At 37.5% G+C, this 14,858-nt stretch carries 13 protein-coding genes and 1 pseudogene; all 14 read left to right on the plus strand.

Annotated features, from left to right (window positions below):
* The first annotated feature begins 64 nt into the window (after nucleotides 1-64).
* The 14 genes and pseudogenes from MRBLPE1_RS24170 (at nucleotide 65) to MRBLPE1_RS24235 (ending at nucleotide 14,837) form a co-directional block, all read left to right on the plus strand.
* Nucleotides 65-2,173 carry an S-layer homology domain-containing protein gene (locus tag MRBLPE1_RS24170; RefSeq protein ID WP_364150238.1) on the plus strand — a complete coding sequence of 703 codons (2,109 nt, stop codon included), beginning with the start codon at nucleotides 65-67 and terminating at the stop codon, nucleotides 2,171-2,173.
* A 160-nt stretch (nucleotides 2,174-2,333) separates the two neighbouring features.
* Nucleotides 2,334-3,101, plus strand: coding sequence for a YveK family protein (locus MRBLPE1_RS24175; RefSeq protein WP_364150241.1), 768 nt, complete (start codon nucleotides 2,334-2,336; stop codon nucleotides 3,099-3,101).
* Nucleotides 3,082-3,774, plus strand: a complete 693-nt coding sequence (locus tag MRBLPE1_RS24180) for a CpsD/CapB family tyrosine-protein kinase (protein ID WP_364150244.1) — start codon at nucleotides 3,082-3,084, stop codon at nucleotides 3,772-3,774. The genes MRBLPE1_RS24175 and MRBLPE1_RS24180 overlap by 20 nt, the downstream gene beginning before the upstream one ends.
* A gap of 73 nt (nucleotides 3,775-3,847) precedes the next feature.
* On the plus strand, nucleotides 3,848-5,653 hold the full coding sequence (locus MRBLPE1_RS24185; protein WP_364151477.1) for a polysaccharide biosynthesis protein: 1,806 nt from the start codon (nucleotides 3,848-3,850) through the stop codon (nucleotides 5,651-5,653).
* A 30-nt stretch (nucleotides 5,654-5,683) separates the two neighbouring features.
* Entirely contained in the window at nucleotides 5,684-6,331 is a 648-nt protein-coding gene (locus tag MRBLPE1_RS24190; RefSeq protein ID WP_364150246.1) for a hypothetical protein, read from the plus strand.
* A 100-nt stretch (nucleotides 6,332-6,431) separates the two neighbouring features.
* A pseudogene (locus tag MRBLPE1_RS24195) lies at nucleotides 6,432-6,827 on the plus strand (sugar phosphate nucleotidyltransferase); the annotation flags it as partial.
* 31 nt (nucleotides 6,828-6,858) lie between these two features.
* Entirely contained in the window at nucleotides 6,859-7,497 is a 639-nt protein-coding gene (locus MRBLPE1_RS24200; protein ID WP_364150249.1) for a sugar transferase, read from the plus strand.
* Nucleotides 7,497-8,354 (plus strand): NAD-dependent epimerase/dehydratase family protein, encoded by an 858-nt coding sequence (locus MRBLPE1_RS24205; RefSeq protein ID WP_364150252.1) that lies wholly within the window; start codon nucleotides 7,497-7,499, stop codon nucleotides 8,352-8,354. The genes MRBLPE1_RS24200 and MRBLPE1_RS24205 overlap by 1 nt, the downstream gene beginning before the upstream one ends.
* 15 nt (nucleotides 8,355-8,369) lie before the next feature.
* Nucleotides 8,370-9,593: a glycosyltransferase family 4 protein gene (locus tag MRBLPE1_RS24210; protein ID WP_364150255.1), complete on the plus strand. Its 1,224-nt coding sequence runs from the start codon at nucleotides 8,370-8,372 to the stop codon at nucleotides 9,591-9,593.
* A gap of 30 nt (nucleotides 9,594-9,623) precedes the next feature.
* On the plus strand, nucleotides 9,624-10,643 hold the full coding sequence (locus MRBLPE1_RS24215; RefSeq protein ID WP_364150258.1) for a polysaccharide biosynthesis protein: 1,020 nt from the start codon (nucleotides 9,624-9,626) through the stop codon (nucleotides 10,641-10,643).
* Nucleotides 10,643-11,752, plus strand: coding sequence for an NAD-dependent epimerase/dehydratase family protein (locus MRBLPE1_RS24220; RefSeq protein WP_364150260.1), 1,110 nt, complete (start codon nucleotides 10,643-10,645; stop codon nucleotides 11,750-11,752). The genes MRBLPE1_RS24215 and MRBLPE1_RS24220 overlap by 1 nt, the downstream gene beginning before the upstream one ends.
* A gap of 5 nt (nucleotides 11,753-11,757) precedes the next feature.
* The gene (wecB, locus tag MRBLPE1_RS24225; protein WP_364150262.1) at nucleotides 11,758-12,882 is read left to right on the plus strand and encodes a non-hydrolyzing UDP-N-acetylglucosamine 2-epimerase; all 1,125 of its coding nucleotides are present in this window, start codon (nucleotides 11,758-11,760) and stop codon (nucleotides 12,880-12,882) included.
* On the plus strand, nucleotides 12,879-13,697 hold the full coding sequence (locus MRBLPE1_RS24230; protein WP_364150265.1) for a hypothetical protein: 819 nt from the start codon (nucleotides 12,879-12,881) through the stop codon (nucleotides 13,695-13,697). The genes wecB and MRBLPE1_RS24230 overlap by 4 nt, the downstream gene beginning before the upstream one ends.
* Before the next feature lie 24 nt (nucleotides 13,698-13,721).
* Nucleotides 13,722-14,837, plus strand: a complete 1,116-nt coding sequence (locus MRBLPE1_RS24235) for an EpsG family protein (protein ID WP_364150268.1) — start codon at nucleotides 13,722-13,724, stop codon at nucleotides 14,835-14,837.
* Nucleotides 14,838-14,858: the final 21 nt, after the last annotated feature.

The raw sequence follows: 14,858 nt of genomic DNA on the forward strand, positions 1-14,858 counted from the left end.
GGCGTATTAGTCATTCATCTACTAGATGATTGCCGCTATTTTAATATATTAGGAGTGAGAGAAAGTGACATTAAGAAAGAAACTAGCAGTATCTACGATTACAGCAAGCGTAGCCCTAACGGCTTTTGCTGGCATTCCGCTTAGTAACAAAGGCCTAGCGGAGAAGCTTGGAGTGAGCGGGGTAGCCTATGCTTCATCCCTTGAAGGTTCCCAGCTTGCGACGGATGTAAAAAAATTGTATGACGCACTCGTTGCGACAAGCGGTCTTCCTAAAGTTGAAGCGCTTCAAGCTGCTTTGGATGGACTTGCTATTCATGTGAAAGGCGATATCGTAGCGCCGATCGTTGACAAGTTCCAGCCTAGCGCCTCGGAAGAAACGCAATTAGAAAATCTTTTCTACGACGCCGTTTCATTGTCTTACAATCCATCGGTTGCAGGACTTGAAGCTCTGCGTGCGGAGCACGGAGCATTGCTTCAATCCTTCGCTACAGAAGCTGGAGTTACTGACCTTACTGTAGATGACATCGCGCTTTATTTCTTCGATATCCAAGAAGAGCTAGTTGCTCAAGTGGGCTCGAAGGATTTGAATGGTTTGCTTGAAATTATGACAAGCTCAAGCGGCGTTCAGCAATTGCTAAGTGATGTACTAGCTGCATTGCCAGAGAGCGAGTACAATGTCGAGAAAATTTTCCTGCATTATGGGGTAAATACAAATGATGTGATTTCCGTGTTGACTGAAGCAAGAACGGCAGTTAATAACGACACTACGTTTACGGCTGCAGCGGGCGCGTTGTTTACGGCTTATAAATCATTGAACTCGTCAGGCGGCGGAGTTGGCGGCGGCGGTGGAGGTGGCGTTATTGTTACGCCAACTGCGCCACTACCAGAAACAACGGACAAATTGCTAAATGATTTGAAAGCAGCGCTCGATAAAGCGACTGAAGCTGAGAAAGCTGCTCTTATTACAAAATTCGTTGCAGATGCGACTGCAGAGATTGCAAAATTGGCGACAATTAACGCAGCTTCTAGTATTAGCAATATAAACGGAAAAGCTGTTCTTCAACTAGACGAAAGCAATCTATTGTCCGCTATTGCTGGAATTAACGCTGTTACAGCGAAAGTGAAAGAATTGGCTCCAGGTTCGTCAGTTGCGAAGAGTGCTTTGAAGTTTGATCTAGGTGCAGTGACGCAGAAGGATGTTGTTCTAAATCTTTCTGATGCAGTTGTGAAAGCAGCAGCAGCTGGGAACGTATCCGGCGCAACATTTGTTATCGGCGGATTTGAAGTGACGGTTCCCGTTGGCGGATCGTTCTCTTCTGCGATCTCACTTGCTATTAACAAAACAGACGCGAGTGCAGCGGTAGTAGGCACATTGAAACCGGTGTCGGAAGTCTACGACTTCAACCTGACAATTGGCGGAGTTGCAAAAACTTCATTCGACCAACCGATCGTTATCAGCCTTCCGCTTGGCGATACAACAGGCCTTGATAAAGAACTTCTTTCCGTTGCAAAAATCGTTGATGGCAAGCTAGTATTCCATGGCGGACGTGTATCCGGCAATTCGATTATCGAATCTCGTGATTCGTTCTCATCCTATGTCGTTGTAGAAAACAAAGTATCGTTCACTGATATTGCTAAGGTTGAGGCTTGGGCTGGCCGCGAAATTCAAGTGGTAGCTGCTAAAGGTGCAATCGAAGGCAAATCGGAAGGTAAATTTGTTCCACAGGATAAAGTAACGCGAGCTGAGTTTGCAAAAATGCTTATCCGTGCACTGGACCTGGAAAACGGTTCAGCAACAGAAGCGTTTGCAGATGTGGATGCAGCTGACTGGTTTGCACCATATGTTGCTGCAGCTGCACAACTTAAAATCATTAACGGTCGTTCGGCATCGAAGTTCGACCCAAATGCAACAATCACTCGTGCTGAGATGGCAACGATGATTGCTCGCGCATTGAAGGTTTCCAAAGGTGCAGTAGATGTAACGGATGTTGATGCAGCTCTGAAGGGCTTTGCGGATGCAAGCAAAATTAATGCTACGTTGAAAGACGGAGTTGCATTTGCCGCTACTCACAAAATCGTGATCGGTAACGCAGGTAAATTCCTGCCGAAAAACAACGCTACTCGCGCTGAAGCGGCTGTTATTATTTACCGGGCATTAAATTTCGACAATTAATTTACAATAGATTAAAAATCTTCCTCTCATGTAGGTGGGAGGAAGATTTTTTTCGAAAAAATCATAGGATATTGTTGAATTGTAGATTATTATGGGATAATAGATAGTTCTTGAGAATCATAATAATTCCATATAACTATATTCGTTGGAGGAGTATAGCGTGTCTAAAGAACTAGATTTACGACAGTACATGGCAATCATTAAGAAGAGGTTAGCGCTAATTATATTGTTTGTATTCGTCTGCACAGCTTCAGCTGCAGCTATTAGCATCTTTTTAATGGACCCGGTATATGAAGCTTCTACGAAAATTATTGTAAACCAGACGCCATCGCAATTGGCTGCAGGTCAACTTGATATTAATCAGATTAACTCAAATATCACCATGATTGGTACGTATAAGGAGATAATTAAAACGCCGGCTATATTGGATAAAGTTGCCGTACAGTATCCTGAGCTTGGCCTGACAGCAATCGAGCTTGCTAACAAGATCCAGATTAGCTCTGTAAATAATACACAAGTCATGACTTTAGTCGTGCAGGATGTGGACTATAAGTTAGCAGCGCAGGTCGTCAATGCGGTTTCCCTAGTATTTAAAGAAGAGATTCAACATATATTTAAGGTCGAAAATGTATCGATTCTGAATGAAGCTGTAGTAAATGCGCAGCCAGATCCTGTATCACCGAATATACCTATTACTATTGCCATTACATTGGTCGTATCACTAATAATTGCTGTTGGAATTGTATTTCTGCTTGAGTATTTGGACGATACGATTAAAACAGAAGCGGATGTATTGGAATTTTTGGGCCAACCTACGCTTGCTATGATTTCGAGAATGAGTCCGGAGGATGCGAATTCTAGCCAAACGAGCAAAGCCAACCAAACCTACAAGGCAGGTGAATTAGAGCGTGTCTCTATCGAGAAATAAGCGTCAAATTATTACGTTAACGAATCCCCGGTCCCCCATTTCAGAATCCTATCGTGCACTTCGAACCAACATTGAGTTTTCTTCTATCGATGAGAAGCTTCAGGTGTTAATGGTATCCTCGGCAGGCCCGGGCGAGGGAAAGTCAACGACCATTACCAATCTAGCTGTCACATTCGCTCAATCGGAGAAAAAGGTGGTTCTTATTGATGCCGACCTTCGTAAGCCTACTGCCCATCATACCTTTTCTATATCCAACCGATGGGGTCTATCGACTGTTATTTCGCAACAATCCTCATTAGAGGAAGTGATCCAAGTAACCGACATTCCTAACTTAGATGTTATTACATCAGGTGCGATTCCACCAAACCCAGCTGAGATGATGGGCTCGAAGAGAATGACTGCGGTTATTGATCAATTAAGAGGAATGTATGACATTATTTTGATCGATACGCCGCCACTACTTGCTGTTACTGATGCGCAAATTGTTGCTGCTAAGAGCGATGGTGTCATTCTAGTAGTTGATCAAGGTAAAGTGAAACGGGACATTGCAGGCAAGGCTGTGAAAAATTTAGAGAGTGTTAATGCTCGCATTCTAGGTGTGGTATTGAATAATGTGAAGCGTAAAGCTAATGAAGAGGCTTATTACTATTATTACGGTGTGCAAGATAAATAAAGAGTCTCAATTCGTAGAAGAAAGCTATCCTGGAGGGATGAGTAAGGTGAGCAAGCTTAGCAATAGAAACAGAATGCTAATCATACTGGTAATTGATATTTGTATTATATGGGTCGCGATTTCAATATCCTATTTATTTCGCTTTAATGGAAAGATTCCTCCCTTCTACGAATCTCAAATGCTTTTATTTGCTTTATTAACAACAGTAATATGTGGGAGTAGCTTGGCGTTCTTTCGAATGTATCGACGGATGTGGCAATATGCCAGTATTGGTGAAATCATTGAGCTGGCTAAGGCAATTATTATCGGTTTAATTTTATCGTATTTAGCTACCTACTTGCTTTATGAAGAACGAGTACCCATTTCGATAACATCTCGAACACTGGAGTTAATGCTGTTATTTATGGGAGGCTCGCGATTCCTGTGGCGATTAATCCGAGTAAACAGAACGAAGAAGAAAGATTTGGTAAATAATGTGCTTGTCGTAGGCGCAGGTGACTGTGGTGCGTTAATAGCTAAAGAAATCATGACTAGCAATAGCTTCGCTGGCAATCGCATTATAGGTTTTATTGATGATGATTTACATAAACGTAATATGCAGGTTTATGGCTTACCGGTTCTAGGAAATCGGTTGCATATTGAAGAGCTTGTACAGAAATACCATATCCATGACATTATTATCGCAATGCCGTCTACAAAAAGGGCGCATATATCCGATATTATCAATATTTGCAAGCTCACTGGCGCAAAGGTCAAGATTATTCCATCGATTAATGACTTTATTAAAGGTCGTTTGGCTGTAAAATCGCTAAGAAATGTGGAAGTTGAAGACTTGCTAGGGCGAGAGCCTGTAATGACTGACCTCGAGGGAATTGCCAATTATGTATCCGATAAAGTCGTGCTTGTAACAGGTGCAGGAGGCTCCATCGGATCGGAGTTGTGCAGACAAATTTCCTCATTCAACCCCTCGCGGTTGTTGCTCTTGGGGCACGGAGAAAATAGTATTTACACCATTGAAATGGAGCTTAGAAGTAAATATCCGGATGTTCAGCTGGAAACCGTCATTGCGGACATTCAGGATCGTAATCGAATGGATGATGTATTCCGAAAGTTTAGACCGCAGGTCGTGTTCCATGCAGCGGCCCATAAGCATGTTCCATTAATGGAGCGTAATCCATCAGAAGCTGTAAAAAATAATGTATTTGGAACAAGGAACGTAGCAGACTGCGCGGACAAATACAAAGCAGAACGATTCGTTATGATCTCCTCCGATAAAGCCGTTAATCCTTCTAGCATTATGGGAGCTACGAAGAGAATTGCAGAGATGTACATACAGAGTATTAATACAACAAGTACTACACAGTTTGTAGCCGTTCGATTCGGAAATGTGCTCGGCAGCCGTGGCAGTGTTATCCCAAGGTTCAAAGAGCAGATTGCTGCAGGCGGGCCAGTCACTGTAACCCATCCAGATATGGTTAGGTATTTCATGACGATTCCTGAGGCCGTTCAGTTGGTTATTCAAGCGGGTTCGTTCGCCAAAGGCGGAGAAATATTCGTATTAGATATGGGCAAGCCTGTCAAAATTATGGATTTGGCACAGGATTTGATCCGGTTATCTGGTTATGAGCCGAATGTAGATATTGAAATTAACTTTAGCGGTATGCGTGAGGGCGAGAAACTTTTCGAAGAGCTATTAACGGATGAAGAGGCAGTATCGTCTACCCAGCATGAGCGCATCTATATCGGTAAGCCATCGCAGATTAACCGGGCAGAGCTTGAGCTTCAATTCAAACGCTTTGAGAAGGTTCTAGGTGAAAGCCAAAGCTCGGTAAAGGATGTAATTGAGCATCTAGTTCCTTTCTATTCACACGTATCCTAATAGTCCGCACGCAAATGGAGGCGAATGGAAATGCGTAAGAAAAAGTGGAAGAAGATATTGTTATGGATAGTATCTGTAGTATTGATATTAGGCATAGGGGGGTTGTTCGCAGCAAACTATGCTGTAGATAGGTTCATCTCCACATTGGCAGCAGATTTAGAGAGCAATCTCGTTGTTGATGATACCAGCGCTAATCCGAATAATACTAGTTCTAAAGTAGAGAGCAATTCCTTACTAAATAACGATGCAGAGAATACGGAAGTAATAAGCAATTCGAATTCCAGAGCAGAACAAACGAAGCAAGAAACAGACAGAGTTAATCAAGCAGATAATAAGAATGAGAATAAAGAATCGGCTGACAATAAACAAAATGTAAAGTCAAATGAATCTTACAGCGCTGAAGTTTCTGTAGATAAAGCAAAAGAAGTGCAAGAAAAAATAACCGTCTCAGAGAAGGCCAAAGTCTCAACCGTGCTACTTGAGGAGCTTAGTTTATCAGATATTAAGCAAATTCAAGAATTGGCAAGCGGGGGGTTAGATCTAGAAGAGAAGAAGAAAGCACGCAGCATTATTCTTGGGAAGTTATCTCCAGAGCAGTATGATGAACTGATTCAAGTAGCTAAGAAATATGGTATGAGCCAAGGGAAATCGTATGATGAGGTAATCCAAGAGAAATAATATGGTAATAGTTATATATGTTTAGTAAAAGAATATAAAACTATATTTTAACCGTCAACTTTAAACAACTAGGAGGCTATCTTGTGAAAGTACATAAAGCCAAGTATCCCGTTATGGTATCGTTGACGGCAGAGCCGTCCAAGACCGACTATATAGTGTGTCGAACCTAGTCGAAAAGCCGAAGCGTGAAGTAGCTCCATCGAATATCGCAATAATGGGCCGCTACATCCTTAGCTCTAGTATATTCAAAATCTTAGAGAGCCAATCACCAGGGGCAGGTGGAGAAATTCAGCTAACTGATGCGATTGCCGAATTGAACCGCTTCGAAGCTGTATATGCATATGAGTTCGAAGGCGTAAGGTACGATGTTGGAGAGAAGTTGGGGTTTATTAAAACGCAGTTGGAATTTGCTCTGCAACGGGATGAGTTGAAGGGTGAATTGCTTCAGTACTTACAAACTGTCATGAACAAACATCAACAAAAGATTCTTTTTTAAGTATCACAAATTTAAGAGCGTAGGTGATGAAGTGAAGCTATACAGTGGTGTGAAAATAGTTGCAGATATCGTTCTTTCCTTTATAGCAATGATTATACTGTCACCGTTATTAATTGTGGTCTCTGTTTTAATTAAAATGGACTCCAAAGGACCTGTATTTTTTAAGCAAAAGCGGATAGGTAAAAACAAGAGACATTTCTATATCCTCAAATTTAGAACAATGCGTATAGGTACACCAAAAGATACGCCAACACATATGCTTCAAGATCCAAATGCTTTCATCACAAAGCTAGGCCAGTTTCTTCGTAAATCAAGTTTGGATGAATTACCTCAAATCATTAACATTCTCAAAGGTGAAATGAGCATTATCGGCCCACGTCCGGCTTTATGGAATCAATATGACTTAATCGCAGAGCGTGACAAGTATGGTGCAAATGACATCTTGCCTGGCCTCACAGGATGGGCACAGATTAATGGTAGAGACGAGCTCCCTATTGAAGTAAAGGCAAAGTTAGATGGGGAGTATGTAGATAAGATTGGTTTGTGGATGGATGTTAAGTGCTTCTTCGGTACGATCTTGAGTGTTGTGAGAAGAGATGGTGTGGTTGAGGGTGAATCCGGAAAAATAAGGGATAAGGATCTTTCTAGTGTAATGGAGACTAATGCATAATGAAAAAAATATTGATAACTGGTTCAAATAGTTATATAGGCTTAAGTTTGAATCATTGGCTTGTACATGATCCAACTGACTACTCAGTAGAGTTTATTAGTTTAAGAGATGAATTGTGGAAAGAAAAGGATTTCTCTGCATATGATGTCATTTTTCATGCAGCTGGGATAGCACATGTCTCGACTGACCCTGGAATGGAATCCCAATATTATAAAGTAAACCGTGACCTAACTATCGAGGTAGCGAAGAAAGCTAAAAGTGAACGTGTCAAGCAGTTTATATTTATGAGTAGTATCATCGTTTATGGTGATGGTAGTAATTCGTTAAAGCTTATTGATAGAAACACGATACCTTCCCCAAGTAACTTTTATGGTCGTAGTAAACTTCAAGCGGAAGAAGCGATACTTCCATTGCAAAATGATAGTTTCAGAGTTGCAGTCCTGAGACCTCCAATGATATATGGAAAAGGTTCTAAAGGAAACTATAGTAGGCTTTCGAATATGGCTCGAAAATCTCCTGTATTTCCAGATGTAGATAATATGCGAAGTATGCTTCACATAGATAATTTATGTAAATTTTTAAAGAGTATAATCGATTTCGAGGAATCGGGTTTATTTTTTCCGCAAAATAGAGAATACGTTAGAACCAGCGAAATGGTTAGGCTGATTGCAGAATCGCATGGTAGAAACATAAGATTAATTAAAGGGTTCAGTACCCTTCTGAAGCTGCTAGCTACTAAGAACGGAATCATTAATAAGTTGTTTGGGAATTTAGTGTATGAGCAAAGTATGAGTGATTATAGAATTGATTATGCAATAAGAGATCTGAAAAATTCAATTGAGATGACTGAGAGATAAGGGGTCGAAATTCATTTGAAAAAGCATATTCTAGTTATTTCACAATATTTCTACCCTGAACAATTTAGGATAAATGATATTTGCACGGAATGGGTAAAGCGTGGTTATAAAGTTACGGTAATTACAGGAATCCCAAACTATCCACAAGGAAAGTACTACAAAGGATACAGCTTATTTAAAAGTAGAAGAGAAACATATAATGATGTTGATATAATACGAATCCCTTTAGTAGCTAGAGGATCTAATTCCATAACTTTGATACTAAACTATTTGTCTTTTGTAGTATCAGGATTCATTTGGAAAAGCATCACAAATGTTAAAGCTGATTTTGTCTTCATTTATGAAGTATCTCCAATGACACAGGCATTGCCCGGAATATGGTATGCAATGAAACGGAAGATACCTTGTTATTTGTATGTACAAGATCTATGGCCGGAGAATGTAGCAATCATAACAGGAACAACTAATAAATGGGTCTTATCATCTATTGGTAAGATGGTAGATTATATCTATTCACACTGCACCAAGATACTGACAACTTCCAAGAGTTTTGTTAAGTCTATTGAAAACCGAGGTGTTTCAACAAATAAAATTAAATTCTGGCCGCAATATGCAGAAGATTTCTATAAGCCTATGAAGAAATCCGAAGCTGTTATAGACGGAGAAGAAAAGATATTCAAAGTGATATTTACAGGTAACATCGGTAATGCTCAAGGGTTGGATATATTACCTAAAGCAGCGAAGATAATTAAGAACGAGATAGGTTGCACCCGGAAAATTCATTTTACAATAGTAGGGGAAGGCAGATATAAAGATACACTGTTAGAGCTAATAGAGAACAATGATGTTACGGAGTTATTTTCTTTTATTCCAAAGAAACCTGCTAGTGAAATACCTGAGATCTTATCAGAGCATGATGTAGCTATTATATGCTTAACAGCGAACCCATTATTTAAGATGACAATTCCAGCTAAACTACAATCCTATATGGCGTGTGGAATGCCAATTCTTGCTTCTGCCGATGGCGAAACAGCGAATATAGTCAATGAATCGCGTTCGGGTAAGGTTTGCGAAGTGGGAAATGCTAAAAGTTTCGCGGATACAGTAGTAGAGATGTCCAAGCTATCAGCTATCGAATTGGATGAGTTGCAGTTAAACTCAAGAAACTATTATGAAAATAATTTTAATAAACAAGATTTACTAGATGAGATTGATGATTTATTCCAAAATACGAGATAGTAAAATCGCTGTCTAGGGAGTGGGAATAGTATGTTTAAAGATAAAACCTTACTAATAACAGGAGGTACGGGATCCTTCGGTAACGCTGTTATGAATAGATTCTTAGATTCAGACATAAAAGAAATTCGTATATTTTCACGCGACGAGAAAAAGCAAGATGATATGCGTAAAGTTTATAAGAGTGACAAATTAAAGTTTTATATAGGTGATGTTCGCGATATTGCAAGCGTGAAGAATGCTATGTATAACGTTAACTATGTATTTCATGCGGCAGCACTGAAACAAGTGCCTTCTTGTGAGTTCTTCCCTTTAGAAGCAGTGAAAACGAATGTATTAGGTACTGAAAATGTACTTACAGCTGCCATTGAGAATAGCGTAGAGAAAGTTATTTGTTTATCGACAGATAAAGCGGCATACCCTATTAATGCAATGGGAATCTCTAAAGCAATGATGGAGAAAGTATTCGTTGCTAAAGCGAAGACAGTAGATCCTAGTAGAACATTGATTTGTGGGACACGTTATGGAAATGTAATGGCGTCTAGAGGTTCAGTAATCCCTTTGTTTATTGAACAAATTAAGAGCGGACAACCGCTGACGATTACAGATCCCAATATGACTAGATTTCTAATGAGCCTTGAAGAGGCAGTAGAATTAGTAGTATTTGCATTTCACAATGCACAGGCGGGTGATATTATGGTTCAGAAATCCCCGGCTTCTACAATAGGTGATCTAGCTCAAGCAATTAAAGAGCTATTTAATGCGAAAAATGAAATTGTCATAATTGGTACTCGTCATGGGGAAAAGCTCTATGAAACACTGCTAACAAGAGAAGAACATATTGTTGCGGAAGATTTTGGGAACTTTTACAGAGTCCCTTCTGACCAAAGAGATCTAAATTATGATAAGTACTTCGTTGAAGGCGATGAGAAGTTAGCTACAGAAAATGAATATAACTCGCATAATACACATCGTCTAAATCTAGAACAAATAAAAGAAAAGTTACTGTCACTTGAATACGTCCAAGAAGAGTTGAAAGGCAGGAACAAATAGTGAAAATACTAGTTACAGGTGCTAATGGATTTTTAGGTAAAAATCTAATAGCAGAACTTAAAAATAGAGGATATTCAAATATATTAGAGATAACGCGAGCAACAGATAGAGTTTTAATGAATGAATATACAAAAGAATGTGATTTCGTATTCCATCTCGCTGGGGTGAACAGACCTCAAGATGAAAGTGATTTTATGGAGGGGAATTTCGGATTTACGTCTGAACTTATAGAGCTGTTAAAGAAGCACACCAATAAGTCACCTATACTAATCACTTCATCCATACAAGCAGAGAGGGATAATCCTTACGGTATAAGTAAGAAGGCCGGAGAGGATTTATTATTTCAATACAGCAAAGAAACAGGAGTTAAATCTATTGTATATAGATTACCTAACTTATTTGGGAAATGGAGTAAGCCAAACTACAATTCAGTAGTGGCCACATTTTGTTATAACATAGCAAGAAATGTTGATGTTCAGATCAATGATGCTAATGCTAGTCTTGTATTAAGTTATATTGATGATGTAGTAGCAGAGTTTATTAGAGCCTTAGAAGGTAATGAAAATAAAGACGGACCATTTAGTTATGTTTCTGAGACCTATAGTCTTACCGTTGGGGAATTAGCAAATAAATTATATTCATTTAGAAACAATAGGGAAACGTTGCTTATGCCTTCCTTAGAGAATCAATTTGATAGAGCATTGTATGGTACATTTTTATCTTACTTAGAAGAGGATAACTTCTCTTATAGGTTAAAGAAGTATGAAGATAACAGGGGTTGGTTGTCCGAGTTTATTAAATCAGACAGTATGGGACAAATCTTTATATCAAAGACAAAACCAGGTATAACTAGAGGTAACCATTGGCATCATACAAAGGTTGAGAAATTCCTTGTTATTCAAGGTGAGGCTGTTATAAAATTCAGGAAAATTGAGACTGATGAAATACTAGAATATAAAGTAAATGGAGAAACTGCTGAAGTTGTAGACATACCAGTAGGTTATACTCATTCCATTACGAATACCGGTGATGGAGAGCTAATAACACTATTCTGGGCTTGTGAAATCTTTAATCCAGATAAACCAGATACATATTATGTGGAGGTATAGTATTGATGACGAAACTAAAGATAATGACTGTTGTTGGAACAAGACCTGAAATTATACGTTTATCCGAAGTGATCAAAGCAAACGATCGATATTTCAATCATATATTGGTTCATACAGGACAAAATTGGGACTATAGTCTTAATGAAGTGTTTTTCAACGAACTAGAGCTGCGTGAACCGGACCATTATTTGAATGCAGTAGGTGAACATCTAGGAGAAACTATGGGTAATATAATTGCAAAGTCCTTTGAAGTGTTATCTAAGGAGAAACCGGATGCATTATTAATATTAGGGGACACAAACTCTGCATTATGTGCAATATCTGCAAAGAGGCTGAAGATACCGATCTTTCATATGGAAGCCGGTAATAGGTGCTTTGATCAAAATGTACCTGAGGAAATTAATAGAAAGATTGTAGATCATATTTCAGATATCAATCTCCCATACACGGAGCATAGTAGAAAATATTTATTATCTGAGGGAATAAGAAAAGAGCATATCTTTGTAACAGGTTCACCTATGGCAGAGGTGATAAATGTGCAAATGGAAAAGATACAGTCTAGTAGAGTATTAGACGAACTTGAACTGGAAAAAGGTAAATATATTGTAGTTTCAGCTCATAGAGAAGAGAACATTGACAATGAGAAAAATTTCTTCTCATTAATGAATGCCCTTAATGACATTGCTGAAACATACCAATTGCCTATTATATATTCTACTCACCCGAGAAGTTGGAAAAAAATAGAATCAAGTGGTTTTAAATTCCATTCATTAATTAGACAACTTAAACCATTCGGATTCTTTGACTATAACAATTTACAGTTAAACTCCTATTGTGTTCTATCGGATAGTGGAACTCTTTCCGAAGAATCAGCAATACTTGGCTTTTCTGGAGTCTTAATTAGAACCTCTACAGAAAGACCTGAGGTATTGGATAAAGGAACGGTTGTTATAGGGGGCATTGATGAAAGAGACATAGTTCAAGCAGTCGAACTAAGTAGAGCTATGAGGGAGAATCAAGAAAAAATGATTCTTGCACCTGATTATGCTGATGAGAATGTGTCGGTCAAGGTAGTGAAGATAATACAGAGCTATACGAATATTGTAAATAGGGTGGTTTGGAGGAAATGAAGAATGTTTTAATTGCAATAATTAATTATGCAAATGAAGAAGAAGTAATTAGTTATGCTCAGATGCTTGCTAACCAAACTAGTTCTAATAGAATACAGCTTGTCATTGTAAATAACAAAAAAAGTGAAAATGCTAAAATCAATTTGGCGGAAGAGATACAAAAGATAAATCTTTCAATAGAGTTGTTCGAACCTATGAATAACTTAGGTTATCTAAATGGAGCGCTGTATGGCTACAATGAGTTTATAAGTAATGGTGGTACGAAGCCAGATTGGGTTATAATAAGCAACACTGACATTGTAATTTCGGATACGTTATATTTTGAAAAATTTCTTTCGATACATTATCAAGAAGAAATTTGGTGTGTTGCACCATCGGTATACAGTCCACTTACAAAGTCATATCAGAATCCCCATTATATAGAACGGTGCAGTTTAAATAAAATTAATAGGATTATATTTATAAATCAAACTCCTTTTTTAGCATATATATATGAGAACTTAGCAAAGCTTAAGGCTAAAGTTAGGAAAACTGAAAGAAAGGAAAGTCAATACGTATATTCTGCACATGGTTGCTTTTTTGCTGTAAAAGGTGATTTTATTGATATCATTAAAGACAATGGCTACAAAGGATTCCTATACAGTGAAGAGGCATATATAGCAGAATATTTATTAATACACGGTAAAAAGTGTTTTTATGATAATAACCTAGAAATTGTGCATAATGAAAATTCAATTACTGGATTGCTAGGAATTAATAAAAGATCAAAATACATTGCAAACTCACTAAAATATATACGAGAAGAGTTTTATTGAATATTTTCTTTAGGAGAATAAGTAATGATTATTTACTTTGTTGTAGTTTGCTTGATGATGATATTATCTTTTGTTGCAGATCCTTTAAAAATAAGGTTTAAATTTTTGAAACAAATATCTTTGCTTTTTGTTTTGATGTTCTTGGTGTTTAATACTGATAATCCGGATTTCCAAATTTATAACGAAATCTTTGAATTTAATGATCCTAATGGTATTGCTGATATAGGGTTTATTATGATTATTAAGTTGATTAAGTATTTAGGTGGCGATAGCTATAGGATTATATTGATCATCCAAGCACTACTACTATTTATTACTTTCTCCAGATTTTCTAAATATATTAAAAATATAAATTTTGTAATATTATTATATTTCATTTTTCCGTATATTATGGATGTAATACAAGTTAGGAATAATTTAATGTTCTTTCTTGTATTAAACGCTCTTATTGAGTATATACATAATAAAAAAGTGAAATCTTTAATTTTTCTAATTTTTGCTACAATGCTACATTCTTTTGGTTTTGTATTTTTTATTGTGTTTTTTGTTATTGAGTTGTTTGTAAGTAGAAGTGTAAGAATTGGAGAAAGATTAGATTCGCATAAAATTGGATATCAAAACAATAAAGTTTTTTATAATATAATAATTACTCTTGGTATTATTAATATTATAGCTGGAAGAAGTTTTGTGGACTTGATATTGAACAAATTTCCAATAGAATTTGTGAGAGTGAAGATCCAATACTATTATGCTGATAGCTTGAATTTAGGAACATTATTTTCGTGGAGCTTACTTTTAATAGTCGATATTATAATTTTCTATAATCTTATTAAGCGCAAAGAACAGCAATTAAACAAATCAAATAATATAAAGATGATTACTATTTTGTATTTCTTTTTGTTTACGGGTATTTTATTATTGGGTTGTATGTTGTATCTATTTGAATTTAATAGGTTTTATCGTGGGCTATTTATTGTGAAATACCTGCTATATGGATGTATTGAAAAATATTTAAATGAGAAAGAAAAGTTATTTATGAGGGCTTACTTAATATTAACTAGTGTATTAATGGCAGTTATCTATTACCTAAGAGGAATTGACTATGATCATATATTGTGGAGTAATCTTCTTTTCGATTAATATATGAAACGAGGGAAATAA

The organism is Paenibacillus sp. LPE1-1-1.1 (genome assembly GCF_040676435.1).
Lineage (GTDB): Bacteria > Bacillota > Bacilli > Paenibacillales > Paenibacillaceae > Pristimantibacillus.

Bases quoted from the DNA above. Each gene is read 5' to 3' on its own strand.
- MRBLPE1_RS24230 (WP_364150265.1), top strand. From the start codon at position 12,879: ATGAAGAATGTTTTAATTGCAATAATTAATTATGCAAATGAAGAAGAA.
- MRBLPE1_RS24235 (WP_364150268.1), top strand. From the start codon at position 13,722: ATGATTATTTACTTTGTTGTAGTTTGCTTGATGATGATATTATCTTTT.
- MRBLPE1_RS24185 (WP_364151477.1), top strand. From the start codon at position 3,848: ATGCTAATCATACTGGTAATTGATATTTGTATTATATGGGTCGCGATT.
- MRBLPE1_RS24190 (WP_364150246.1), top strand. From the start codon at position 5,684: ATGCGTAAGAAAAAGTGGAAGAAGATATTGTTATGGATAGTATCTGTA.
- MRBLPE1_RS24215 (WP_364150258.1), top strand. From the start codon at position 9,624: ATGTTTAAAGATAAAACCTTACTAATAACAGGAGGTACGGGATCCTTC.
- MRBLPE1_RS24205 (WP_364150252.1), top strand. From the start codon at position 7,497: ATGAAAAAAATATTGATAACTGGTTCAAATAGTTATATAGGCTTAAGT.
- wecB (WP_364150262.1), top strand. From the start codon at position 11,758: ATGACGAAACTAAAGATAATGACTGTTGTTGGAACAAGACCTGAAATT.